This window comes from Flavobacterium sp. (genome assembly GCF_004295795.1).
Lineage (GTDB): Bacteria > Bacteroidota > Bacteroidia > Flavobacteriales > Flavobacteriaceae > Flavobacterium.
This window is the reverse complement of record NZ_SEBR01000005.1, coordinates 50,546-74,485: the sequence shown is the minus strand read 5'-3', so window position 1 is coordinate 74,485 and position 23,940 is coordinate 50,546. Positions and strand designations below refer to the sequence as shown.

At 46.5% G+C, this 23,940-nt stretch carries 21 protein-coding genes; 1 reads left to right on the top strand and 20 read right to left on the bottom strand.

The genetic code is table 11. The features are described from left to right. Positions 1-47: 47 nt before the first annotated feature. The 18 genes from EOO49_RS05905 to uvrC form a co-directional block, all read right to left on the bottom strand. Positions 48-1,448: an efflux transporter outer membrane subunit gene (locus EOO49_RS05905; protein WP_290843701.1), complete on the bottom strand. Its 1,401-nt coding sequence runs from the start codon at positions 1,446-1,448 to the stop codon at positions 48-50. Then, positions 1,445-4,618 (bottom strand): efflux RND transporter permease subunit, encoded by a 3,174-nt coding sequence (locus EOO49_RS05900; protein WP_290843699.1) that lies wholly within the window; start codon positions 4,616-4,618, stop codon positions 1,445-1,447. Before EOO49_RS05900 ends, EOO49_RS05905 begins: the two co-directional genes overlap by 4 nt. Positions 4,619-4,627: 9 nt before the next feature. Continuing rightward, positions 4,628-5,770, bottom strand: a complete 1,143-nt coding sequence (locus tag EOO49_RS05895) for an efflux RND transporter periplasmic adaptor subunit (protein ID WP_290843698.1) — start codon at positions 5,768-5,770, stop codon at positions 4,628-4,630. Positions 5,771-5,783: 13 nt separating this feature from the next. Further along, positions 5,784-6,272, bottom strand: coding sequence for a hypothetical protein (locus EOO49_RS05890; RefSeq protein ID WP_290843697.1), 489 nt, complete (start codon positions 6,270-6,272; stop codon positions 5,784-5,786). Between the two features lie 104 nt (positions 6,273-6,376). After that, a complete protein-coding gene (locus tag EOO49_RS05885; protein ID WP_290843696.1) occupies positions 6,377-6,799 on the bottom strand; it encodes a DUF1801 domain-containing protein in 423 nt (140 codons plus the stop codon). Then, entirely contained in the window at positions 6,799-7,182 is a 384-nt protein-coding gene (locus tag EOO49_RS05880; protein WP_290843694.1) for a septal ring lytic transglycosylase RlpA family protein, read from the bottom strand. The genes EOO49_RS05885 and EOO49_RS05880 overlap by 1 nt, the downstream gene beginning before the upstream one ends. A gap of 15 nt (positions 7,183-7,197) precedes the next feature. Further along, entirely contained in the window at positions 7,198-7,668 is a 471-nt protein-coding gene (locus tag EOO49_RS05875; protein ID WP_290843692.1) for a septal ring lytic transglycosylase RlpA family protein, read from the bottom strand. A gap of 83 nt (positions 7,669-7,751) precedes the next feature. Beyond that, the gene (locus EOO49_RS05870) at positions 7,752-8,183 is read right to left on the bottom strand and encodes a hypothetical protein (protein WP_290843690.1); all 432 of its coding nucleotides are present in this window, start codon (positions 8,181-8,183) and stop codon (positions 7,752-7,754) included. A gap of 95 nt (positions 8,184-8,278) precedes the next feature. Beyond that, a complete protein-coding gene (pgi, locus tag EOO49_RS05865; RefSeq protein WP_290843688.1) occupies positions 8,279-9,922 on the bottom strand; it encodes a glucose-6-phosphate isomerase in 1,644 nt (547 codons plus the stop codon). A gap of 69 nt (positions 9,923-9,991) precedes the next feature. After that, the gene (locus tag EOO49_RS05860; protein WP_290843686.1) at positions 9,992-11,245 is read right to left on the bottom strand and encodes a peptidoglycan DD-metalloendopeptidase family protein; all 1,254 of its coding nucleotides are present in this window, start codon (positions 11,243-11,245) and stop codon (positions 9,992-9,994) included. 10 nt (positions 11,246-11,255) lie between these two features. Next, positions 11,256-12,200: a tryptophan 2,3-dioxygenase family protein gene (locus EOO49_RS05855; protein ID WP_290843684.1), complete on the bottom strand. Its 945-nt coding sequence runs from the start codon at positions 12,198-12,200 to the stop codon at positions 11,256-11,258. Further along, positions 12,200-12,976, bottom strand: coding sequence for a DUF3108 domain-containing protein (locus EOO49_RS05850; RefSeq protein ID WP_290843682.1), 777 nt, complete (start codon positions 12,974-12,976; stop codon positions 12,200-12,202). The genes EOO49_RS05855 and EOO49_RS05850 overlap by 1 nt, the downstream gene beginning before the upstream one ends. 367 nt (positions 12,977-13,343) lie before the next feature. Next, entirely contained in the window at positions 13,344-14,504 is a 1,161-nt protein-coding gene (hppD, locus tag EOO49_RS05845; protein WP_290843680.1) for a 4-hydroxyphenylpyruvate dioxygenase, read from the bottom strand. Positions 14,505-14,517: 13 nt separating this feature from the next. After that, on the bottom strand, positions 14,518-14,958 hold the full coding sequence (locus tag EOO49_RS05840) for a CCC motif membrane protein (RefSeq protein WP_290843678.1): 441 nt from the start codon (positions 14,956-14,958) through the stop codon (positions 14,518-14,520). Continuing rightward, positions 14,958-16,115 (bottom strand): homogentisate 1,2-dioxygenase, encoded by a 1,158-nt coding sequence (locus EOO49_RS05835; RefSeq protein WP_290843676.1) that lies wholly within the window; start codon positions 16,113-16,115, stop codon positions 14,958-14,960. Before EOO49_RS05835 ends, EOO49_RS05840 begins: the two co-directional genes overlap by 1 nt. Before the next feature lie 242 nt (positions 16,116-16,357). After that, the gene (locus tag EOO49_RS05830; protein WP_290843674.1) at positions 16,358-17,833 is read right to left on the bottom strand and encodes an amino acid permease; all 1,476 of its coding nucleotides are present in this window, start codon (positions 17,831-17,833) and stop codon (positions 16,358-16,360) included. A 92-nt stretch (positions 17,834-17,925) separates the two neighbouring features. Next, the gene (locus tag EOO49_RS05825; RefSeq protein ID WP_290843672.1) at positions 17,926-20,178 is read right to left on the bottom strand and encodes a patatin-like phospholipase family protein; all 2,253 of its coding nucleotides are present in this window, start codon (positions 20,176-20,178) and stop codon (positions 17,926-17,928) included. Continuing rightward, on the bottom strand, positions 20,175-21,980 hold the full coding sequence (gene uvrC / locus EOO49_RS05820) for an excinuclease ABC subunit UvrC (protein ID WP_290843670.1): 1,806 nt from the start codon (positions 21,978-21,980) through the stop codon (positions 20,175-20,177). Before uvrC ends, EOO49_RS05825 begins: the two co-directional genes overlap by 4 nt. 94 nt (positions 21,981-22,074) lie before the next feature. On the opposite strand from uvrC, the gene EOO49_RS05815 reads away from it, so the two are divergent. After that, positions 22,075-22,641 carry a 5-formyltetrahydrofolate cyclo-ligase gene (locus tag EOO49_RS05815; protein WP_290843668.1) on the top strand — a complete coding sequence of 189 codons (567 nt, stop codon included), beginning with the start codon at positions 22,075-22,077 and terminating at the stop codon, positions 22,639-22,641. Here EOO49_RS05815 and EOO49_RS05810 read toward each other — a convergent pair. Continuing rightward, a complete protein-coding gene (locus EOO49_RS05810) occupies positions 22,638-23,270 on the bottom strand; it encodes a lipoprotein signal peptidase (RefSeq protein ID WP_290843666.1) in 633 nt (210 codons plus the stop codon). The two genes, EOO49_RS05815 and EOO49_RS05810, sit on opposite strands and share 4 nt — an antisense overlap. 289 nt (positions 23,271-23,559) lie before the next feature. Further along, on the bottom strand, positions 23,560-23,940 hold the full coding sequence (locus EOO49_RS05805; RefSeq protein ID WP_290843664.1) for a TraR/DksA C4-type zinc finger protein: 381 nt from the start codon (positions 23,938-23,940) through the stop codon (positions 23,560-23,562).

Here is a 23,940-nt window from a genome sequence, read left to right as displayed (position 1 = left end):
ATTCAAAAAGAACCGATGGCAAAACAAATTAAAAAATGCTTTACGGCTTATTGCCAGCCGCCGCCAAGTGCTTTGTAAAGCGTGATCAGGGCGCTGTATTTCTGGTATTGGTTGTCGATGTAATTCAACTCTGTGTTCAACGCTTGGTCTTTCGCCGTCAAAACCTCGAGGTAATTCACCATTCCGTATTGCAACAATTCATCCGAAAAATTCGCCGCGTCTCTCAAAGATTCCAGCTGTTTTTGACGGATCACGAGTTTGTTGTCCTCGTTCTGGTATTGTTGAAGCGCGTCAGAAACTTCTCTTCCGGCTGTCAGCAACGCTTGTTGGAATTGCAAAAATGCCGTTTCCTGATTTGCTTTTGCCGCTTCGTAAGCCGTCCTGTTTCGACGTTGGTTGAAAATCGGTTGGGTCAAACCGGTCACTACGTTGGCAAAAATCGAGTTTGCGCTGAGCAATTCCTTAATGTCAAGACTTTGGAAACCGCCTGTAGCTGTAACGGTGAACTTCGGGTAAAAATTGCTTCGGGCGACGTTCGTGAGCTCGAAATAGTTCACGAGATTGTATTCGGCGGCAATCACGTCCGGACGTTTTGCCAGCAATTGCGCCGGAACGCCAAGTTTAATGTCGGCTTCCACTTTTTGGTCTTCAAAACGCGCTCTCTCGATCTTGCGAGGTGTTTCTCCAAGCAAAATACTGATCGTGTTTTCGAGCAAAACGATGTTGGTCTTCAAGTCTTCGCGGATGATTTGCGTGGCGTACAACTGCGCTTCGGTCTGTTTGACACCGACTTCATTCGTCTCGCCCGCATCTTTGAGCGATTTGATGATGTCGACACTTTTGGTTCTGTTGCCCAAAGTCGAATCGACTACGCGAAGTTGCGCATCCAAAGCCATCAGCTGGAAATACATAGAGGCGATGTCAGAAACCAATTGCGTCTGGATCGCTTGTTTGGCCGCGACCGATTGCAGATATTGCGCTCCGGCGGCACGTTTCGTACTCCTTATTTTTCCCCAGATGTCAGCTTCCCAAGCCACGCTTCCCGTGAGTTGGTATTGGTTGATGCTGCGATTTGGCAAAAACGATCCGAATTGGCTGTTTTTCGACAATTCCTGGTGCGTCCAGTCGGCTCCGACCGAAAGAGTCGGGAAATAACCCGCTTTTCCTTGTTTTAGGTACGCTTCCGCGGATGCGATCGTCTGAATGGCGATCCTCATGTCGAAATTGTTCTGAAGTCCTTTGTTGATGTGGCCTTGAAGAATCGGATCGGTGAATAGATTATTCCACGACAGATTCGCCAACGACGTACTGTCTTGAGCCGACAAATCTGTTCGGTACAGATTCTCGTTCTGTACTTCGGGACGTTTGTAGTCTTTGGCCACGAAACACGACTGCATCGCGAGCGCCGACAAGACGACTAGTGCTATTTTGGTTAAGTGCGATTTCATTCTGTTGTTGTTTTTGGTTGTTGGTTGTCTTCGGCATCTTGGTTTTTGTCGTGAGGTTGTCCCGAAATGCGCTCCTGAAGTGTCTCGAAAATCACGTATAGCACGGGAATCGCAAATACACCGAAAATCGTTCCGACGAGCATTCCGCCAACCGCACCCATACCGATCGAACGGTTACCGACAGCTCCGACTCCGCTGGCAAGCGCCAATGGCATAAGTCCGAAGATGAATGCGAACGAGGTCATCAAGATTGGACGCAAACGGGCTTTCGCACCTTCGATCGCCGCATCCCAGATTTCCATGCCGTGTTTTCGCCTTTGCATCGCGAATTCCACGATAAGGATTGCGTTTTTGGCCAGCAATCCGATCAGCATGATAAGTGCGACCTGGAAATAGATGTTGTTTTCCAATCCGGCCAATTTCACGAATCCGATCGCGCCCGCAATTCCCACGGGAAGTGACAAGATAACCGCAAGCGGAATCAAATAACTTTCATATTGGGCTGACAAAAGGAAGTAAACGAAAATCAAACTGAGCAGGAAAACGCCCGCGGCTTGGTTTCCGGCGATGATTTCCTCTCGCGTCATCCCTGAGAATTCGTATCCGTAAGTCTTTGGCAAATGTTGCGCGGCGACTTCCTGAACGGCTTTGATCGCGTCTCCCGAAGAAAATCCTGGATTCGCTTTACCGTTGATATTCACAGCTTTCAACATATTGAAACGCGCAACGGCTTCCGGTCCGTAAATCCTTGTCAAGTTGATGAATTGGCTGATGGCGACTTGTTCTCCGGCCGCATTCTTGACGTAAATGTGGTTGATGGAATTCTCGTCTGCGCGATCTTCGGGCTTCGATTGGATCATGACGCGGAACTGCTTTCCGAATCGGTTGAAATCTGTCGTGTACAAACCGCCGTAATAGCCTTGCATCGTATTGAAAATGCTCGAGATCGAAACGCCCGCATCTTTCGCCTTTTCGACGTTGATGTCCATGCGATATTGCGGGAAATTCGGGTTGAAGTTCGTCATCGCATATTGGATTTCCGGACGTTGGTTCAACGCTCCGAGGAATTCTCCCGTCACTTGGCTCACTTTCTGCCAGTCGTCGTCGCCTTTGTCCTGAACTTTCAGCTCAAAACCATCGGCCGTACCGAAACCTTGCACACTTGGAGGCGTGAAAAACAACAACTTTGCATCGTTGAAACCTGCGGTTCGTCCGAAAAGTTCACCCACGATCGCGTCCACACTCTGGTTGTCTTCCTTTCGCTCTTTCCAATCTTTGAGCTTGATTACGGTAAATCCATACGAGCCACCGTTTACGCCGTTCAACAACGAGAAACCTACAACGCTCATTCGCGCTTCGACCAAAGGCATCGACTGCAAGACCGAGTCGAGTTTCTTCATCGTTTTTTCGGTTTGTTCCAACGTCGTTCCCGGCGGCAAAGTCACGTCGGCCATGATGATTCCGCGGTCTTCGTTCGGGATAAATCCGGATGGCGTGATTCGGAACAAAAGAATCGTGATTCCGGCAAAGACGACAAGTCCCAAAACCGTAATCCATCTTTTCCTGAACAAAAACCCGAGTGATTTCACGTAACGTTGGTTCAATCGGTCAAAATTGTGGTTGAAAGCGTTAAAAAAGCGCTGTTTGAAATTTTTCTTTTCGGAATGATGCTCGTCGTGAGGCTTCAATAGCAACGCACAAAGCGCAGGAGAAAGCGTCAAGGCGTTCACAGCCGAAATCAAGATCGAAACGGCAAGCGTGATGGCAAACTGCGTATAGAAAACTCCCGACGGACCTTTAAGGAACGATACCGGAATAAACACCGCGGCCATGACCAACGTAATCGAGATGATCGCGCCCGTAATCTCGCTCATCGCAGAAATCGTCGCTTTTTTCGGATCCCGTTCGCCTTCGTCCATCTTGGCGTGCACGGCCTCGACGACGACAATCGCATCATCGACGACAATTCCGATCGCAAGTACAAGTGCGAACAACGTCAAAAGGTTTATTGAGAATCCGAAGATGTTCAGGAAGAAGAACGTACCGACGATCGCCACCGGAACCGCAATGGCCGGAATCAACGTCGACCTGAAATCCTGAAGGAAAAGGAAAACGACGATGAATACAAGGATAAACGCTTCCACCAACGTCGAGATTACTTTCTCGATCGAGGCGTCAAGAAATGTTTTGGTGTTGAACGGAATGACGTAATCGATTCCTTCCGGGAACGTTTTTTTGGCTTCGGTCATGATTCCCGTCGCTTCTTCGATTATGTCGTTCGCATTCGATCCGGAGGTTTGGAAAATCCCGAGCGCAACACCGTTTTGTCCCATTCCGTAGTTTTTCGCACCGTAGTTGAAAGCGCCGAGTTCTATCGTGGAAACGTCTTTCAAACGCACGAAATTCCCGTTTCCGGTAGACTTGATTACGATGTTTTCGTACTCTTCGGTCTTCGAAAGTCGGCCTTTGTATTTGATCACGTATTCGTAAACACCTTGGGCATTTTCCCCGAATTTACCCGGAGCCGCCTCGACGTTCTGTTCGTTCAACGCCGCTTGCACATCGGCTGGAGAAATCTTGTAGGCCGCCATTTTCTCTGGGTTGATCCAGATTCTCATCGAGTAATCCTTGGCCCCGAAAACGTTCACCTGACCAACACCTTTCACACGTTGCAACTGCGGAACTAGGTTGATCTTGGCGTAGTTCTGGACGAAAGTTCCGTCGTATTCCGGGTTTTTCGAGAAAAGCGCAAGGAACATGAGCGCACTCGTCTGTGATTTGAACGTCGTCACACCGGTTTGCACAACGGCTTGCGGAAGTTTGCTTGTGGCACGAGAAACGCGGTTTTGCACGTTCACAGCAGCGATATCAGGATTGATTCCGAGTTCGAAGAAAACCGTGATTTTTGCCGATCCGTCGTTCGCAGCCGACGAGGTCATATAAGTCATGCCTTCAACCCCGTTTATTTCTTCCTCAAGCGGAATTACTACGGAATTCAAGACCGTTTCGGCATTCGCACCTGTGTAGGTCGCCGTTACCTGAACCGTCGGTGGCGCGATTTCGGGATATTGTTCTATCGGAAGCGATAGCAATCCCAAAACCCCGAGAATCGTGATGATTATCGAAATTACGGTCGAAAGTACCGGCCGTTGTATGAATGTCTTTAGCATGGGGTCGAATTATTTTTTTGCTGTTGCTTTTGCCGAATCCTTGGCAGGTTGTTGTTGCGCCGTTTGCGGATTCGCGTTTTTGGGCTGTGGAGCGATTTGCATATCGTCTTTCATCTTGGATGCGCCTTCGATCACGATGGTTTCTCCTTCTTCGAGTCCGCCAGTCACGATAAAGTTCAGTCCGGAAACGCCGCTTGTGCTGATGATTCTCGACTTGACTTTGTTTCCTTGGCCAACCACGAAAAGTTGTTGTTTGCCCTGCATGTCCAAGACGGCGTTTTGCGGCACGAGGATCGCACTTTTCACTTCTACCGGAATTCTAACGATTCCCGTTCCGCCACTTCTCAAAATCGCCTGTGGATTCGCGAATTCAGCGCGGAATTGCGTCGTTCCCGTTTCCGGATCGGCTTGACCGTTTACAGTCTCGATTCTGCCTTTCACGTCATATTCCGAATTATCGGCCAAAATCAGCGAAACAGGAGCGACATTCTTGAGTTTTGCGGCCAAAGATTCGCCTTTGAAAGTCTTGGCGAAATCGATCATCTGTTTTTCGTTCAATGAGAAATAAGCGCGCATCACTTTTGTGTCCGATACTGTCGTGAGCGGCATTTCCGTCGTCGTTCCAACCAACGCGCCTTCTTTAAAAGGCAAACTTCCGACGAATCCGTCGACTGGAGAAACGATCGTTCCGTAGCTGATGTTCGCAGCGACGCTTCCATAAGCGCTTTTCGCCTGAGCCAATTTGGCTTTCGCGGTCTCGAGTTGCACCGGACTGATGATGTTTCGATCGACAAGCGGTTTCAATCGGTCAACTTCGACCTGGGCCGCGTTTACCTGAGCTTTCGCCGCCGCCGCATCTTGGTTCAAAGTATTGGTTTCGATCTTGAACAACAATTGTCCTTTGCGAACCTGTTGGCCTTCGTCGACATAGATTTTTTGGATGAATCCGTTGACTTTCGCACGGATCTCGACGTTTTGGCGCCCTTCCAGATTCGCCGTGTATTCCTGGAAAACTGTCGCGTCCTGTTTGGCGACTTTTTCTACGGGAAACGGCATCGGACCTTGCGGCTGTTGCGCCTGTTCTTCTTTTTTGCTGCATGAAGCCAACAAAACCGAAGCTATGATGAAATTGAAGATGTGATTGGTTTTCATATTTATTTGTAGATTATTTCTTTTTGTTTTTTTCTTCTATCTGTCGGAATCTTTCCACCGTTTTGTTGAGCAATTCCTCGACTTTCAAGACGTGGCCCTGATACGCTTTTATGTTTTCGATGTCGTGCGATTCGTCGTCGCAGTTTGTCATCTCGCAATATTTGAGCATTCTCGCGATGAGCTTTTTCTCGAATTGCAACAAGCGTTGGTAATTGTCGAGTCTTTCGCTGAAAGGTGCAGGCTTGTAGTATTTTTTTCGGTCGCCCGAAACGGTGATATAAGTGATTTTGCCGAGTTTGTGCAACAGATTGACAGCAGTAGAAACCGAACTTTTACTCGCACCGGTTATCTCGACGAGATTTTCGAACGTGAATCCAGGTTGCTGACTGTCAACGATCAAAGTTCCCAGAATTCGCGAAGCAAGAGGTGGCAAGTGGTACAACGTCTCAAAGTGGACGCCGAACATCTCGATCAACTCTTCTTTCTCTTTTTGGATATCCATTTTCGGTAAAAAATTGACCCCAAAGTTAGTTTTGGTTCGGCTCATACCGAACTAACCGAACTTAATTTTGTGTTAATCTTACGAAAACGATTTCTAAGGTTGTTCTAATCTTGCAAATTGCGGTCGACCCTTGACAACCAATCTTTTACGCCTGACTGAAGTTTGTCAGACAATTCTTTCGTGTGACCAATGTTAAGGATTTCGACGATTTTTCGGCCGTCGGGATAGTCTTTCCCATTAAGTCCGATTTGTGGATCGATTTTATTTCCCGTCGGAAAAACCACAAGTAACTTTCCGCGATGCAGATTGATCACGGCCAAGTCGCGTTTGTACTCTTTCGGATCGAATTCGGCCATTTCGCCATTGAAGTAAAAGGCGGGCGAATTCCATTTGATGTGTTCTGAAATTTCGCTGTCAGAAGTTAGGAAAAGCTCACGCAAAAACCGGACGATTTCTTGAGAAGTCGCGTCCAAAGCAGCGATATATTGGTCTACTTTTTCCGAATCCGATAGTGGAGTTTTTCCCATTAGTTCACGATTTCCATATTAACTCGAATGAATCCGTGGTTTTTGTTGTCTGTGATCGACATGAAAGCGCGTTTGCTCAAATCGATTTCGCGACCGCTTTTGTGCGGACCGCGATCGTTGACAGTTACGATTACGGATTCGCCGTTCTTGACGTTGGTAACACGCAATTTCGTTCCGAAAGGCAGTTTTCTGTGAGCCGCGGTCAAATCGCTGTTGTGGAATTTGTCTCCGCTCGCCGTGCGACGTCCGTTGAATTTGTCGTGATAGTAAGATGCTTCGACATTTCGCTTGTAAACCGATGCGCTCCCGCCTTTTCTCGAAGAACAGGAAACGACTGCGATTGACAGTGAGAAGAAGACGATCAGGGCTAAGATCCGCTTCATATTTAGGTGTTTGGGTTACTCGATGACCTCGATCGTCACTTTTAGCGCGCCGCCCCAACCTGCTCCGGCGATGTCCATGAAGGCGCGTCTTGTGAGATCGATGTCGCGTCCTCTTGTGAAAGGCCCGCGATCAGTGACTTCCACGATAACCGACTTTCCGTTGGCTTCGTTCGTCACTTTGATTTTTGTTCCGAAAGGCAGTTTGCGATGCGCCGCCGTGTAGCCTTTGTTGCTGAATTTGCGTCCGCTCGCGGTTCTTTTTCCGTTGAACTTATCGTGGTAATACGAGGCGTGGGCGCTTTTTTTGAAAACCTTGAGTTTCAGGTTCGAAACAAGTTTGAGACTGTCGGCGACTTTTGCGTTTTTGGCAATCGAGTCTTGTGTCGCTTTTGACTGTTGCACAGGCTGTTGTATTGTTTGGAATCCGAAAATCGACAACAAAGCGAGCAGTCCGAAAGCGGTAAAAAGTATTGTTTTATTCTTCATATTCGAGATTTTATCGCGGGAACGCCTTTACAAATACTGTTCCTTTAGACGAAAAAAGCGCCTTTTAGAGCGCCTGAGTGGTTTTAGAACCAAAGTTTCCATGGAATCCGACTTAACAAAAAGACCAATCCCAAGGTGTAAAATATCGCGAAACACTTGAATTTGTCTTTGCTCAGCTCTTTCCGTTTGTGCTTCGACCATCCGATAGTTATCAAAACGATCGCGATGATATTCACCAACGGATGTTCCAAAGAAGTCAGACGCAATGCGGCGTTTTTCATCTGTCCGAAAGCCGAAAGACCAAGTGGCGAAGTAAAATAAGTGATGAGCCCGATGACCAATTGAATATGGGAAGCGATCAACGCAAAAAGCCCGAGGCGACGATCTGAAGCTTTGAATTCACGAGCCGAAGTGAATCCTGCGATTCCGTTTATGACCGCGATTACCAAAACCAGCAAAGTGATATAAGCCCAACCGGAGTGCGCTTGTTGAATGATATGAGCGAATTTATCCATCGAAAATTTGGTTGTTTGGAAACCCAAATATAGGAATTTAAGCGCAAAAAAGCCCCGCTTTCAGGGCGAGGCTTGTTATATGGAATCGATTGAAATTATTTTTTGGACAGGAAAGCGTTCAACAAAAAGCTCGTAGAACTGTCGTGCTCGCCCACTTTTCCGGAATTGATTTCGTCCAAAACCGTGCTGGCCAATTGCTTTCCGAGCTCGACGCCCCATTGATCGAAGCTGTAAATGTTCCAGATTACGCCTTGCACGAAAATCTTGTGTTCGTAAAGTGCGACCAAAGCTCCAAGCGATTTCGGAGTCAATTTTTCGATCAAAAGCGTGTTTGTCGGTTTGTTACCTTCGAAGACCTTGAACGGTTTCAGTGCTTTCGCGTCTTCGTCCGAAACGCCCATTTTATCGAACTCGGCCTGGACTTGCGACGCGGTTTTTCCGTTCATCAAAGCTTCTGTCTGCGCGAAAAAGTTCGACATCAATTTGTCGTGATGATCCCAATCGCCATGCAACGGCTTGACGTATCCGATGAAATCTGTCGGAATCAGCTTCGTGCCTTGGTGGATCAACTGGAAAAACGCATGCTGAGAATTCGATCCCGGTTCGCCCCAGATGATTGTTCCGGTTTGGTAATTCACGACATTTCCGTTTCTGTCGACGTATTTTCCGTTGCTTTCCATCGTGCCTTGTTGCAAGTAGGGCGCAAGTCTGTTCAAATATTGTGTGTACGGAATCAAAGCTTCAGTTTCGCTTCCGAAGAAATTGTTATACCAAACGCTCAAAAGTGCCAGAACGACCGGAATATTTTGAGAAAATTCTGTCGTTTTGAAGTGCTCGTCCATTTCGTTGGCGCCTTTCAGCAAATCGTCGAAATTTTCGAATCCGACAGCCAAAGCAATCGAAAGCCCGACTGCGCTCCAAAGTGAAAAACGTCCGCCAACCCAATCCCACATTGGGAAAACGTTGTCAGGATCGATTCCGAATTCGGTCACTTTCTTGACGTTGGTAGAAACCGCGACAAAATGCTTGGCCACGTCTTCCTGTTTTGCTGATTTCAAAAACCACTTGCGGATCGTTTCGGCATTGCTCAACGTTTCCTGAGTCGTGAAAGTCTTCGAAACCACGACAAACAAAGTCGTTTCAGGATCGAGATTCTTGATGACTTCGTTCACGTGATCGCCGTCTACGTTCGATACGAAATGAACATTGAGATGATTTTTGTAGAACTTGAGTGCTTCGACAACCATCGCCGGACCCAAATCAGATCCTCCGATCCCGATGTTCACGACATCAGTGAAAGTCTTTCCGGTGAAACCTTTTCGGGTGCCTGAAATTACCTCGGAAGTGAAGTTTTTGATTTTATTCTTGACCGAATAAACTTCTGGCATCACGTTTTCGCCGTCAACTTTTATAGACGCATTTTCTGGCGCTCTCAAAGCCGTGTGCAAAACCGCTCGTTTTTCGGTAGCGTTTATCGCATCGCCCGCGAAATATTTGGACATCGCTTCTTTCAATTGGACTTCGTCAGCCAACTTCAAAAGCAAATCTATCGTTTCCTGATTGATGATGTTCTTGGAATAATCGACCAGAAAATCGTTCCAGCTGATGTGGAATTTCTGGGCTCTTTGCGCGTCTTCCTCGAAGAGTTTCTTCATCGGGATATGGCACAAATGTCCGTGGTGTTGCAATAGTTCCTGCCAAGCGGCAGTCGTTTCCGGATTTATTTTAGGTAAAGGCATAATCGTTTTTTTGACACGCAAAAATAACCAAATCGCGACTAATTCGACTTAAACCTTTCCTGATTTGGGTTAACCTTTCGTCAAACTTCCGAATTTCTTCTCAGCGACGCTGTCAAGTTCGCGTTTGAGAGGCGTCATTTCGGCAATAAAGCGGTCTTTGTATCGCTTGTCCATCGGTTCGGCGTTCGGCAATCGCAACCCAAGCGGATCGACCTGCACGCCATTTCTCCAGAATCTATAGCAAACGTGCGGACCGGTCGCCAATCCTGTACTTCCTACGCGTCCTATCACATCGCCTTGCGTAACGCGCTGTCCACGTCTTACGAGAATTTTGGACATGTGCAGGTATTGGGTTGAATAAGTGCCGTTGTGTTTGACTTTCACGAAATTTCCGTTTCCTGTCGTATAGCCGGTTTGTTCGACGACTCCCGATGCCGTGGTCATGATTGGAGTTCCCGTTGGCGCGGCGTAATCTGTACCTTTGTGCGCTTTCCAAACCTGTTGCACCGGATGGAATCGGTTTCTCGAAAATCGAGAGGAAATACGGCTGAATTTGAGTGGCGCTTTGAGGAAGAAATTCTTGAGGACTTTTCCCTCTTCGTCAAAATAAGCGACTTTGCCGCGAGTCGTGTCCTGGACGAAAGGAAAGGCGTAAATGAGTTTGCCTTTGTATTCGAAAAAAGCGGCTTCCATTTCTTCGACGCCGTCGTAAATCGTGTCGTTGATGAATCTTTCGGTAAAAGTGATCGCGAATTTGTCGCCTTTTTGGAGTTTGAAGAAGTCGATTGACCAAGCGTAAACCGTAGAAATTTGATTGGCCAGCGCCGGATCGACCTTTTGGCGTTCGAGTTCTTCGGTGAGCGATCCGTCGAGTGCCGCGGCGATCGTTCGTCTTCTGATTTTTATCGGACGGACTTTCTTGTAAGATTTGGCAATCGAATCACGCAGATCGACCACGTAATAACTAAGTCTGTCGGGTTGATAGATGAAAATCTGTGCTTTTTTGGACGCGTCTTTCGTGCGAAGGATCGTGTAAGGTTTTCCGACCCTGATTTTTCTGACATCAAAAGTATCGCGAACCTGCTCGACAATATCATGGATTTGCGTAGGATTGAAATTTTGTTCTTCGAGAATGCTTCCGAAAGTGTCGCCCGAAACGATCGTATCGTTCAAAACATCGAAATCGTTGAGCTTGAACCCAAATTCAACGATCTCGATTTTCTTTTCGGCAACAGGTTTCTTGACCGTTTTTTCTTCATCAGATTTACCACAGGCAAAAAGCAACAGGAATACGGGTAAAATCAGTAGTTGTAGTCTTTTCAATGCTTTGATTTTACGCAGTTACACTTTTTTCCTCGCCCCAATTCCTGAGTTCTTCCTCGCTCCAAAGTTCAGGGAAGAAAATACGGCGTTGGTATTTCGGATGCATGTACTTTTTCCAGTCGCTGCCTCCGGTCGCCTCGCCGTCTCCTTGTCCGCTGTCGATGTATTTTCGCGCGGCATTCAAATGTCCCATGACCCATTTTACGTTTACCGTGTGGTCGTAATGGCGCATGGCTTCTCTCAATTCGGGGTTTTGGCGATCCTCTTCGGGAAGTTCCGAAAATTTGCGCCACAGGTTTATGGTGTTGTATTCCTGCATGAAGCGAAGGAATTCGTCTTTGTACTTTTTCTCGAAATTGTTGAGCAACGCCGATTTTCTGCCCGTGTGATAATCCTTTCCGGCCGCTTGCCAATACAGATGTTCGAAAGCGTGTGAAAACGGTGTATTCCTGTCGATCGTCGCACGGAATCGGTAATCTATAAGGTTTATAAGATCGGTCGAGGCAAATTCGATCAGGCGATATTGCGCGCTTTGGAATCCGCTTGCAGGCGTCAACGTATTTCGGAATTTCATGTATTGCTCGACTTCCATTCCGTCGCCCATGATGTCGAACGAATTGGTCAAAAGATCGAAATAGCGCGAAATCCGCGTCAATCGCTCCGTGAAGAATTTCGTCGTGAGTTTATCTGTATGGCAAACCTGTTCGATTTCCCACAAAATCATTTTGAAAAGCAGCTCGTTTACCTGATGATACATGATGAAAACCATTTCATCGGGCAAAGTCGTGCGTTGTATTTGAAGGTTCAGAAGTGCATCGGTTTGGATGTAATCCCAATAAGTGATCGGTTTCGACCAGAGCAAACCTTCGAGATGCGTTTCGGTTTTTTGGTCAATGGCACGGAATTTCTCCTCAAGGTTATCAAGGATTTCATCCGATATTTTAGAGTCGGCCATCAGGGTTTAGCTTTTACTTTGAATGAATGTTTGAGTCCCTTGAAGCTTTCGAGATCTGCTTTGATGGAACCGACAGCCAAACTTGCCTTGATTCGAATCGGTACTTTGTTATCATCGTCTGAAATCCAGACAGTAAGGCTCTCTTCCTCTTTGAAAACGCGGCCCGACTGGACTAGCGGTCGGAAAATCATCGTTGGAACGACCCCAAATTTAGTCGATATATCTTCCTGACCAATGTATTTTAACTTAAACTTGATCACCTCGTCGTCGAAAAAAATGTCGACCGTGATCGCTTGACCGACTGTCATTTTGTCGATGCTCGGATGGTTTCTGAGGTAATAGAACATAGAAACGGCGTCGAGAGTCTTTTCTGGAATCACGTAGGTTTTCTCCTTATTGCGCTTGTAATCCTTTACGAGAACGCGATTTGCGTCCTGGTCGAAAAATGCTTCGGAGTTGCGAATGTATCCGCCTTCATCGATCTTTCTCACGTGCTGAACCGGGACACACGTCATCTTGTCGAAATAACTCTCGTAAGTGTCGTCTACCTTGAAGAAAAACCGAGACATTCCAACTGTCCAGCCTTTTCCCACCGAGTGGAACATCTTTTTCCCGTTTTTCATCGACTCCTGAACCTCAAGCGTCGCATAACCGGCGTTCACCAAACCGTAGTGAATGCGGAATTTGAAGTATTCTCCCACGCCAAATGCATCTTCTCTTGGAGTCGTGAATCCGGCGGTCAAGACAAATAATAAGAATACTATTACCTTTTTCATGTTCTAAAAATAGCTTTTTTTTTGGGCGTCTAGGCAATTTCCGTTCCAAAAAAAATGATAAAACAAAAAACCCGTCAGGAAATTCCTAACGGGCTCAATGCTATTAACCAACCAAAAAACTATAATTATGAAAAACTTATTGCGAGACAAGGAAACCACCCCTTGAATGCGATGCAAATTTACGTCGGTTTTGCATAATTGCAATAAAAAATTCCGATTTAACAGAAATTTTACAATGAAAACGTTTTCGTAAATGCCTTTTTTGCGAATTCTAATGTTATTTTAAACTTGGCGTTGCAGACTTGATTCGTGCGAAAACAAAAAATGCCCGCAAAAGCAGACATTTTCTATTGTAAACAATTCTTTTTTAGAGAGTTCCGCGTTTAGCTTGCTCTCTTTCGATCGACTCGAACAATGCTTTGAAGTTTCCGGCACCAAAGCCTTTCGCTCCCATTCGTTGGATGATTTCTATGAAAAGCGTCGGACGATCCTGAAGCGGTTTGGTGAAAATCTGAAGCAAATAACCTTCTTCGTCGGCATCAACCAAAATCGCGAGCTTTTGGATCACGTTCAGATCTTCCTTCATCATTTTCATGTGCTCGCCAAGACGATTCGGAACATCGGCATAATATTCAGCGGGTGGCGCTGACAAAAACTCGACGCCTCTTTCGCGCAATTGCGTCACTGTCGTCAGGATATCGTCTGTCGCGATTGCCATGTGCTGGATTCCGGGTCCGCCGTAGAAATCGAGATATTCCTCGATTTGGGATTTTTTCTTTCCTTCGGCCGGTTCGTTGATAGGGAATTTGATGCGTCCGTTTCCGTTTGACATGACTTTTGACATCAATGCAGAATATTCGGTATTGATCTGTTTGTCGTCGAACGAAAGGAAATTCACGAATCCCATGACTTCCTCGTACCACTTCACCCACGTGTTCATCTCGTTCCAACCGACGTTCCCCACCATGTGATCGATGTATTTCAGTCCGGTGTCACTTGGATTATAGTCGGATTCCCATTTCACGTAACCCGGCAAAAACGGTCCATTGTAGTTTTTGCGCTCGACAAACATGTGCACGGTTTCTCCATAAGTGTAGATTCCGGAACGAACCACTTCACCGAATTCGTCTTTCTCGACAGTTGGTTCCATGAAAGGTTTCGCTCCGCGTTTTGTGGTTTCCTCGAACGCACTTCTGGCATCTTCAACCCACAAAGCCGCGACTTTTACCGCGTCTCCGTGTTTTTTCAGGTGGTCGTTCAGGATCGAATCGTTCGTCAAAGGCGTTGTCAGCACGAGTCTGATCTTGCCTTGTTGCAAAACGTAAGACGCGCGATCTCTCACGCCTGTTTCCAATCCGGCGTAAGCCAAAGACTGGAACCCGAAAGCGGTTTTGTAATAATGCGCGGCTTGTTTGGCGTTTCCGACGTAAAGCTCCACGTAATCTGTTCCCAATAGCGGCAAGAAATCCTGCGCGCCCTCAAATATTTTTTCAAGGCCGTACTCGACCGATTTTACTTCTTTTGACATGATGTGTTTGTTTTTATTCAAATGTGATTGTGTCCGTAGCGACTGTGTCTACTGGCATTTCAGTGTAAATCGTGTCTGTCGCGTCGTAAGTGCGTTCAGTTTTGCGATTGTTTCCCAGATTCTCCAAAAATGTCTTCCAACTTTCGGTAGTCGCCATTGTTCCGACCAAAGCGAAATATCCAATTTGTATGAACAAGATTACTGCACTGAGAACGATCCCGATGATTCCCATGATTTTGGACGCCGTGAGATTGTTTTTGCTCGATTCGACATAAGCTTCGGGATTCGCGTCATACAACTTGAGTCCTTTAACTGCGATCACCAATGCCGTAATTGCCAATCCTAGCGAAACGATCGCAAAAAGTCCGCAACAGCAACCCAAAAGCAGCAACGCCAATGCGATGATACTGAAAACCAGCGCCAATTGGTCGTTAGGCAATTTTTCTTTGTACATTATTCTACCCAGGATTTATAGTATTGTCCATCGTCCAAGCCCATCGCGGCCTCGGTGACTTTCAACGGCTTGAACGTGTCGACCATTACGGCCAATTCTTCTGTTACGGTTTTCCCGATGGAACGCTCCATTGCGCCAGGCGCCGGCCCGTGCGGAATGCCTTTCGGATGCAACGTGATATGGCCTTGTTCGATGTTGTTCCGGCTCATGAAATCTCCGTCTACATAGTACAAAACCTCATCGGAATCAATGTTCGAATGGTTGTAAGGCGCCGGAATCGCTTTCGGATGATAATCATACAAACGCGGACAGAAAGAACAGACGACAAAAGTCGAAGTCTCGAAAGTTTGATGCACCGGAGGCGGTTGGTGCACGCGCCCCGTAATCGGTTCGAAGTTGTGGATCGAGAATCCGTAAGGAAAATTGTAGCCATCCCAACCAACGACGTCAAACGGATGCGTCGCATAAACCATTTCGTGCAACATGCCTTCCTTTTTGATCTTGATCACGAAATCGCCTTTTTCGTCGTGCGTTTCGAGTTCGGTCGGCATTTTGAAATCGCGCTCGCAAAACGGCGAATGCTCAAGTAGTTGTCCCGAAGCATTTTTGTAGCGCTTCGGAGTGTAGAACGGCGCGTGAGATTCCACGTAAAACAAGCGATTGTCCTCGGTTTCGAAATCGATCTGGTAAATCATCCCGCGAGGAATGATCAGATAATCGCCATACTCGAATTGAATGTTGCCCATCATGGTGCGCAGTTTCCCGCTTCCTTTGTGGATGAACAGCATTTCGTCAGAATCGGCGTTTTTGTAGAAATACTCACGAAGTGACTTTCTAGGCGCGGCCAGCCCGATAATACAGTCGGAATTCACCAACATATCGGTTCGGCTTTCGAGGAAATCGTCAGCAGGTTTTAGCTCGAATCCTTTGAAAAGCAAGGATTTTATGTTCTTGTCGATGGCAATTTTCGGCTCGACCGAATACGACCTCAGAATCTCCTTGACCTGAGTCGGACGGTGCACGTGATACAACAGCGAGGAATGTCCGTGAAAGCCTTCGGTCCCGAACAATTGCTCGTAATAAAGGCCGCCATTCGGTTTCTCGAACTGTGTATGTCGCTTTTGCGGAAAATCGCCGAGTTTGTGATAAATAGGCATAACAGAAAGATTAGATTATTGCCACTTTAGGTGCATCTGTGGCCGATGCGAATTGTCGGCAAAAGCTTGTTCATTCAGGATTTCTCTTGATCATGAACTTGAGGTGCGACAATAAATCTTTCCAAGGTGTCATAGCTCCAAATATCGGAAAAATTAAAATTTCGAGGTGTTTTTTTACGGATAATTTATAAAAACAAAACTCCGGTCGATTGGCCGGAGTTTTGGTATTTGTCTTTTCGGATTTACTTCGATGGTTTGTTAAGCTTGCTGTGCTTTCTTCCGTAAGAGAAGTAGAAAACGACGCCGACAACCATCCATGCAACGAGTCGCAACCAGTTTAGCCAACCCAATCCGTAAATCATCGCCAAACAGACAGCGACGCCCAAAATAGGGACGAAAGGAACCCACGGTGTGCGGAATTCCCTCACCATATTGGGCTCGCGTTTGCGAAGTACGATTACCGCGATACACACCAGGATAAATGCGAATAAAGTTCCGATACTTGTCATGTCACCAACCACATCACCAGGAATAAAGGCCGCAAAAAGTCCGACGATCACGAGGATCACAAGATTCGCTTTATAAGGCGTTTGATATTTCGTGTGTAAGTGACTGAAGAAATTCGGCAAAAGTCCGTCTTTACCCATTGCATAAAAAACGCGTGATTGACCCAAAAGCATCACAAGGATCACAGATGAGAATCCGGCCAAGATGGCGACCGTCACGAACGATCCAAGCCACTCGTAACCGATCATGTACTTATTGATGGCAAATGCCACGGAAGCTTCTTTTCCACCAGATCTGAAATCTTCAACAGTGGCGACTCCGGTCAAGACATGGGCGAACAAAATGTAGAGAATCGTACAAACGGCAAGCGATCCGAGAATACCGATTGGCATATCGCGTTTCGGGTTTTTGGTTTCTTGAGCCGCAGTCGAAACCGCGTCAAATCCGATGAAGGCAAAGAAAACCGTTCCCGCCGCACCCAAAATTCCGAGAATGCCGCCAAAACTGTGTGAAACTCCGGCGTCGTCGACATATTTCGAAGGTTCTGGAATGTAAGTTGCGTGGTTTATAGGATTGATGAATTGCCATCCGATAAAAATAATGGCGATAACGATAGCAACTTTGACGATAACGATCAAGCCGTTTACGAAAGCCGATTCCTTTGTACCTTTTATCAGCAACAAACTAATAGCAGCCACAATGGCAAGCGCCGGCAAGTTGATGATTCCATGTTCGCCAGTAGCAGATTCCTGAAACGGCGAGTGCGACAACCCATAAGGTATGGGGTCGACATGTAGCACCGAGACCAGTAAATTGTTTAAGTATTCACTCCAGGCGATTCCGACGGTCGCAGCCCCAACAGCATATTCAAGAATCAAATCCCAACCGATAATCCAGGCAAGGAATTCTCCCATAGTCGCGTAAGTGTAAGTGTACGCGCTACCCGAGATTGGGATTGACGAGGACAATTCTGCATAACACAATCCCGCCAAAGCGCATCCGATAGCCGCGATGATGAATCCTATTGTAACAGATGGTCCGGCATTTTGAGCTGCCGCCGTGGCCGTTCTAACGAACAAACCTGCTCCAATGATCGCTCCGATTCCCAAAGCGACCAACGACCAGGCCGTAAGTGTTCTTTTCAATCCTTTTTCAGACTCCGAAGCTTCTGACAGCAACAGTGTCAATGGTTTTCTTTTCCAAATAGACATATAAAAGGGTTATAATTTAAATGATTGGTTTGTTTGAAGCCCAAATATATCGCTTTCTGAAAAAAACTTCGGAATGTTTTGAAGTTTTTGCATCAAAACCAGAATCCGACGCTGAATTGCGTGAAGCCTTTCGGAAGTTCCGGCGACCACGAATATTTGATTTCGACCGGACCAATTACGGTTTCCATTCCGTAGCCGATCGCGTAACCCGTATATTTTGGCCAGGAAACCCAAGAACCGTCGTCGTAGAGATTGTCGCCAATGTTGGCGAAGTTGGCCGAAAAGTTGATGTGGTTTTTGCGGAAAATCTCGTAGTCAAGCGTCGCTCCGGCCTTTATATAGCTGTCGCCCGAAATGCCCAGGAAATCATATCCGTAAAATTGTCGGATGTTGTTCACGCCGTTGAATCCATATCCGCCAAGGATAAAATCGAAAAACGGAATGCTGTGATCGCCAACCGCGGAACCGGCTTCTGCATCGAGTTTCGTGGTGAATTTCCGGAAAAAGGTCTTGGCGATTCCGGCTTCGGCCTTCAAGATCGAGAATCTTTTGAAGTTGTTGTTGTAGTCCGAAGAGTACAAATAGGATTGGAAATCGGTTGAAAAAAACGAACCTTTCTTCGGAAAATAGCGATTGTCATAAGAATCATAACGCAGATAAGCCAAGGCGCTCACGTAATCACTTTTCTCGAAAACCGACGAAATCGTGGCGTTCTGAATGGTTTCCGATTTGATTTTGAGGTGTTTGTACTCGATTCCCGCGCCAATCATGAATTTCTGCATGAACAAAGTCTGGACGTAAACCTGATGCGATAAATCTGAAAAATTGATATTCAACGTATTGAGTCCGAGTTGGTCGAGGATTGCGCCGTTGTTGAAATCGGTACCGACATTCCTGTTGAAACTGTTGTAGCGCGAACGGAATCCGAAGCTGAAATAAAATCCGTTATCGACATAATAATCAACCACATACCGAAAGTTGTCTCCCAAAATCACATCGGCCGAAACCACGTCGTTCTTGAATAAAACGCGTTTTGTCGTCACGTTCATTAAAATTCCACTTTTGTACAATCCGTCATAATGAAGCCCGAATTTGAGATAAGTGCGAATCGGGTTTTCGATCAGGTTCAGATGCAGATCGTCCCCGTTTTCGGTTTTGTCCAAAGTGTACGTGATCGAGCTGAAATTCTGCGTTCCGGTCAAATTGTCGATGCCGTTCCTCAAATCGTCATAACAGATTTTACTGCCGTTCTTGAACCGAAGTTTCCCGATGATATAAGCCCGCGTAAAATTGTCGAGTTTGTCGATCGACACGTTCTTGATCTCGAGACTGTCTTTTTTGATTGGAATATCTTCGCGTTTATACGCGCCTCGTTTCACCGAAATCGCCGTGAGTTTTTCGGCCTGTTGCCAAGCTGCACGTTCGCCTTCATCGATTATCGAAGAGCCGTTGCTGAACGAAATCACGCTGTAAGCCGACATATCGGGACGAATGTAAATATCGGTGTGTTCTTTTTTGACCTTCATTTTCTCGATCATCTCGAGATTCGAGATCTGCGACAGGATTTTGGTCGCGTCGCCAAGGTAATCGCGCGCTTTGAGATCGTCCTGGACGTCGACTCCGATGATGATGTCGGCGCCCATCGCCCGAACTTCCTCGATTGGATAATTGTTGGCCACGCCGCCGTCCACGAGCAATTGTCCGTTCAGTTCGACCGGGCTGAAAACCGTAGGAAGTGCAGCGCTCGCGCGGATTGCCTGAGGCAGATAACCTTTGTTCAGCAAAACCTGCTTTCCGGTTTCGATATCTGTCGCAATACAAAAAAACGGAATCGGAAGTTCGTTGAAATCGCGCACGTGGCGAACGTTATGCGTCAATCGCGAAATCAGGTTGAACGTATACATTCCTTTGGAATACGAGCGCGGAATCCCGATTCGCATTTTTTGGAACGGAAGCGACAAAGCGTAAAGTTCGTCGTTGCGCTTTCCGTAGAAGTTTTTCGATGACCTCGGAATGTAATCGCCCAAGAGTTCGTCGAAATTCGTCTGACGGAAAATCGAGTCGATTTGCGTGGCGTTGTAACCCGAAGCATAGAGTCCGCCGATGATCGCGCCCATGCTCGTTCCGCCGATATAATCGATCTTGACGCCGGTTTTTTCGAGAACTTTGAGAACGCCGATGTGCGCAAAACCTTTGGCGCCGCCTCCGCTCAAGACCAATCCGACCTTTGGACGCGGTTTTACGACAGAATCGATTTGGGCGAAAGTGAGCATCGGAAACAAAAACGCAAGACAAAAAACCAGCAAAAAGCGGCTTTTGTAAAAATCTTGCGCGGTTTGGATCATTTCGTTTGGTTTTGCGGATGATAAAATTCGACTATTTTTTTGGCTTTCGACGGTCCGATTACCTCGGCGATAGCAGATTCTTCGGCTTCTTTCAATCGCTTTACAGATTTGAAGTGCCTGATCAAGGTCTGCATCGTCTTTTCGCCAATTCCCGGAATCGTTTCCATAGACGTTACAAGCGCGCCCTTGCTGCGTTTGTCCCTGTGATGCGTAATCCCGAAACGGTGCGCCTCGTTCCTGAGTTGCTGGATGATTTTTAACGTTTCGGACTTTTTGTCGAGATACAACGGAATCGGATCTTCCGGATAAAACAATTCCTCGAGTCGTTTGGCAATCCCGATGATCGAGATTTTTCCTCTCAAGCCCAAAATCTCAAGGCTTTTCAACGCCGCCGAAAGTTGGCCTTTTCCGCCGTCGATGATTATCAATTGCGGAAGCGGTTCGTTCTCGTCCAACAATCGTCTGTAACGACGGAAAACGACTTCTTCCATCGAGGCGAAATCGTTCGGGCCTTCGACCGTTTTTATGTTGAAATGGCGATAATCGCGCTTGCTGGGTTTTCCGTCCTTGAAAACGACGCAGGCCGAAACCGGATTCGTTCCCTGAATGTTCGAGTTGTCGAAACACTCGATGTGGCGCGGCTCGGCAGGCAATCGCAAATCTTTTTTCATTTGTGCCATGATTCGCGTCGTGTGTCGGTCCGGATCGACGATTTGCATCTGTTTCATCTGTTCCATGCGATGGTATTTCGCATTTCTGATGGAAAGTTCCAGAATTTGCTTTTTGTCGCCCAGCTGCGGAACGGTGATGTTGACCTTCTCGCCCAAATCGACCTGAAATGGCACGATGACTTCCTTGAGTTTGAGCTCAAATCTTTCCATGATCTCGACGATTCCTATCTCGAGCAGTTCTTCATCCGATTCATCGAGCTTTTTCTTCAGTTCCAAAGTATGCGATCGAATGACCGATCCGTGCATGATTTGCAGATAATTGATGTAAGCCGCGGCTTCGTCAGACACGATCGAGAACACATCGACATTGGTGATCTTCGGATTCGCAACCATGGAACGCGACTGATAATTTTCGAGAACGTCGATCTTGTTTTTCATGATCTGCGCTTTCTCGAATTCCATTTCGGACGCAAATTCCTGCATTTGTCGTTTGAACTCGCGCAAACTGTCCTTGAAATTCCCCTTGAGAATCTCGCGAATCTGGTCGACGTGATCCTGATAGACAGAAAGCGGCTCGTGGCCTTCGCACGGACCTTTGCAATTCCCGATGTGATATTCGAGGCAAACCTTGAATTTTCCGGCCTTGATGTTTTGCGGCGTCAAGTCATAATTGCAGGTTCGCAACGGATACAACGCCTTGATCATATCCAGAATCGTGTAAATCGTCTTGAAACTCGTGTACGGACCAAAATATTCCGATCCGTCCTTTATCATTTTGCGAGTCGAGAAAATCCTTGAAAAAGGCTCGCGTTTGATGCAGATCCACGGATAAGTCTTGTCGTCCTTGAGCATGACGTTGAACCGCGGCTGCAACTTCTTGATCATGTTGTTCTCGAGCAAAAGCGCATCACTTTCACTCCAGACGACGATGTGTTTTATAGTGACGATTTTTCGCACCATAACGTTGGTACGAGCGTTGTCGTGCAGTTTGTTGAAATAGGAAGAAACCCGTTTTTTGAGGTTTTTCGCTTTCCCGACATAAAGCAGTTTTTCGTCCTTATCGTAATACTGATACACGCCCGGAGAATCGGGCAACGTCTGTATTTGCAAGGCCAAAGTAGGAGATTCCATAGTCTACAAATGTAACGAATCAGGTCGTTTTAAAGTATCGGGCGAATCGTCCAAAACTGAATTTTAAGTACTTTTAACAGCGAAAATTTATAAGATGTTCACAAAACAGGATTTACGGATTGCCTACAAAACGCTTCGGCTGCAACTGACTTCAGGCCAGGTCGAGGAAAAAAGCCTTGCGATCGCCAACCGATTGCTGCAACTTCAAATTTGGGAACACGATTTTTACCACATTTTTCTTCCGATCCAAAAACAGAACGAAGTCGACACTGAACTGGTTTTGCACCTGCTTTCCGGAAAGGACAAAAATATCCTGATTTCAAAATCAGACTTCGGGACGCGAGAAATGACGCATTTCCTGCTTACGGACAACACAAAAATCGCAGTCAATTCTTACGGAATTCCAGAACCGTCAAGCGGAATTGAGATCGCGCCAGATAAGATAGACGTGGTTTTCGTGCCGCTTTTGTGTTTCGACGAAACGGGAAATCGAGTGGGTTACGGAAAAGGTTTTTACGATAGATTCCTGGCCAAATGCCGACCCGATACAATCAAGATCGGACTGTCTTTCTTCGAAGCGGTCGAACCTTGGGAAGATGTTTTCGAAAGTGACGTCAAACTTGATTTTTGCGTCACGCCCGACAAAACATACGAGTTTTAGATTTCGTCAGAAACGGGCATCGCCGGATCTTCTTTCTTGTGGAAAGCGCGTTTGTTGAACACGATCAAAATTCCTACGCCTACTGAGATCGCCGTATCGGCAATGTTGAAAATGGCGTTGAAAAACGTGATCTGTTTTCCGCCCCAAATCGGAACCCAAGTTGGCATCGTGTAGTCTTCGATGATCGGGAAATACAGCATGTCGACCACTTTTCCGTGAAACCAAGTTCCGTACGGCTGAGGCGACATCAATTCTGCTAGTTGTCCGTGGCTGGTTGAAAACAGGACGCCGTAAAAGACAGAGTCGATGATGTTTCCAAGCGCTCCGGCGAAAATCAAAGCGATTGCCACGACGAGATATCGCGAGCTGTTCGACTTTACCGCCGTCCACAGCCAATAGCCGATTCCGACTACGGCCAACAATCGGAAAACCGTCAAGATAAGCTTGCCGTAAGTGCCCGGAATTTTCGTTCCCCAAGCCATTCCTTCGTTTTCGATGAACAAAACGCGGAACCATTCGAAAACGCGAACTTCTTCTCCATGAAGAAAATTGGTTTTGATATAGATTTTGCTGAACTGATCTACGATCAACACCAAGAAAATGAGCAGGTACGCGTTACGTAATGACATGCAGTAGTTGTTAAAGCGGCAAAAGTAAAGGGGAAAATCCCAAATTCCAAAGACCAAATTCCAATATTCTCTAAATCACGTAAAAATTGTGATTTAATTGAGAGTAATTTTGAAGTAATCAAAACTAAAATCCGAAATTCCAATTTATTGCAACAGATCTCGTTACAAATGCTGCAAATTCATCAAGCTGTTTTCTTCAAAGAAAATTCCATGACGTCGTTTCAAAACAGATCGGAATTTGAATTTTGGAATTTGGGCAATAAAAAAGCCCTTTTTCAGGGCTTTCTCGTTATCGCTGCAAGTTTTTCGCCTCGATACTCATTGTTGCGTGAGGAACGATCTTCAAACGGTCTTTCCCGATGAGTTTTCCGGTCACTTTGCAAATTCCGTACGTCTTGTTCTCTACTCTGAAAAGCGCGTTCTTCAAGTCGCGGATGAACTTCTCCTGACGGATCGCCAATTGTGAGTTCGCCTCCTTTGACATGGTTTCGCTTCCTTCCTCGAATGCCTTGAACGTTGGCGACGTGTCGTCTGTGCCGTTGTTCAAGTCGTTCATGTAGGCGCTTTTTATAAGGTCAAGATCTGCTTTGGCCTTTTCAATCTTTTTCAGAATAATTTCCTTGAACTCCGCCAAATCGGCATCGGAGTATCTTATCTTTTCATCTACCAT

What these genes read in the sequence shown, in the direction of transcription:
- EOO49_RS05905 (WP_290843701.1), bottom strand. Translation starts at nt 1,448, where the DNA reads ATGAAATCGCACTTAACCAAAATAGCACTAGTCGTCTTGTCGGCGCTC.
- EOO49_RS05900 (WP_290843699.1), bottom strand. Translation starts at nt 4,618, where the DNA reads ATGCTAAAGACATTCATACAACGGCCGGTACTTTCGACCGTAATTTCG.
- EOO49_RS05895 (WP_290843698.1), bottom strand. Translation starts at nt 5,770, where the DNA reads ATGAAAACCAATCACATCTTCAATTTCATCATAGCTTCGGTTTTGTTG.
- EOO49_RS05890 (WP_290843697.1), bottom strand. Translation starts at nt 6,272, where the DNA reads ATGGATATCCAAAAAGAGAAAGAAGAGTTGATCGAGATGTTCGGCGTC.
- EOO49_RS05885 (WP_290843696.1), bottom strand. Translation starts at nt 6,799, where the DNA reads ATGGGAAAAACTCCACTATCGGATTCGGAAAAAGTAGACCAATATATC.
- EOO49_RS05880 (WP_290843694.1), bottom strand. Translation starts at nt 7,182, where the DNA reads ATGAAGCGGATCTTAGCCCTGATCGTCTTCTTCTCACTGTCAATCGCA.
- EOO49_RS05875 (WP_290843692.1), bottom strand. Translation starts at nt 7,668, where the DNA reads ATGAAGAATAAAACAATACTTTTTACCGCTTTCGGACTGCTCGCTTTG.
- EOO49_RS05870 (WP_290843690.1), bottom strand. Translation starts at nt 8,183, where the DNA reads ATGGATAAATTCGCTCATATCATTCAACAAGCGCACTCCGGTTGGGCT.
- pgi (WP_290843688.1), bottom strand. Translation starts at nt 9,922, where the DNA reads ATGCCTTTACCTAAAATAAATCCGGAAACGACTGCCGCTTGGCAGGAA.
- EOO49_RS05855 (WP_290843684.1), bottom strand. Translation starts at nt 12,200, where the DNA reads ATGGCCGACTCTAAAATATCGGATGAAATCCTTGATAACCTTGAGGAG.
- EOO49_RS05850 (WP_290843682.1), bottom strand. Translation starts at nt 12,976, where the DNA reads ATGAAAAAGGTAATAGTATTCTTATTATTTGTCTTGACCGCCGGATTC.
- hppD (WP_290843680.1), bottom strand. Translation starts at nt 14,504, where the DNA reads ATGTCAAAAGAAGTAAAATCGGTCGAGTACGGCCTTGAAAAAATATTT.
- EOO49_RS05840 (WP_290843678.1), bottom strand. Translation starts at nt 14,958, where the DNA reads ATGTACAAAGAAAAATTGCCTAACGACCAATTGGCGCTGGTTTTCAGT.
- EOO49_RS05835 (WP_290843676.1), bottom strand. Translation starts at nt 16,115, where the DNA reads ATGCCTATTTATCACAAACTCGGCGATTTTCCGCAAAAGCGACATACA.
- EOO49_RS05830 (WP_290843674.1), bottom strand. Translation starts at nt 17,833, where the DNA reads ATGTCTATTTGGAAAAGAAAACCATTGACACTGTTGCTGTCAGAAGCT.
- EOO49_RS05825 (WP_290843672.1), bottom strand. Translation starts at nt 20,178, where the DNA reads ATGATCCAAACCGCGCAAGATTTTTACAAAAGCCGCTTTTTGCTGGTT.
- uvrC (WP_290843670.1), bottom strand. Translation starts at nt 21,980, where the DNA reads ATGGAATCTCCTACTTTGGCCTTGCAAATACAGACGTTGCCCGATTCT.
- EOO49_RS05815 (WP_290843668.1), top strand. Translation starts at nt 22,075, where the DNA reads ATGTTCACAAAACAGGATTTACGGATTGCCTACAAAACGCTTCGGCTG.
- EOO49_RS05810 (WP_290843666.1), bottom strand. Translation starts at nt 23,270, where the DNA reads ATGTCATTACGTAACGCGTACCTGCTCATTTTCTTGGTGTTGATCGTA.
- EOO49_RS05805 (WP_290843664.1), bottom strand. Translation starts at nt 23,940, where the DNA reads ATGGTAGATGAAAAGATAAGATACTCCGATGCCGATTTGGCGGAGTTC.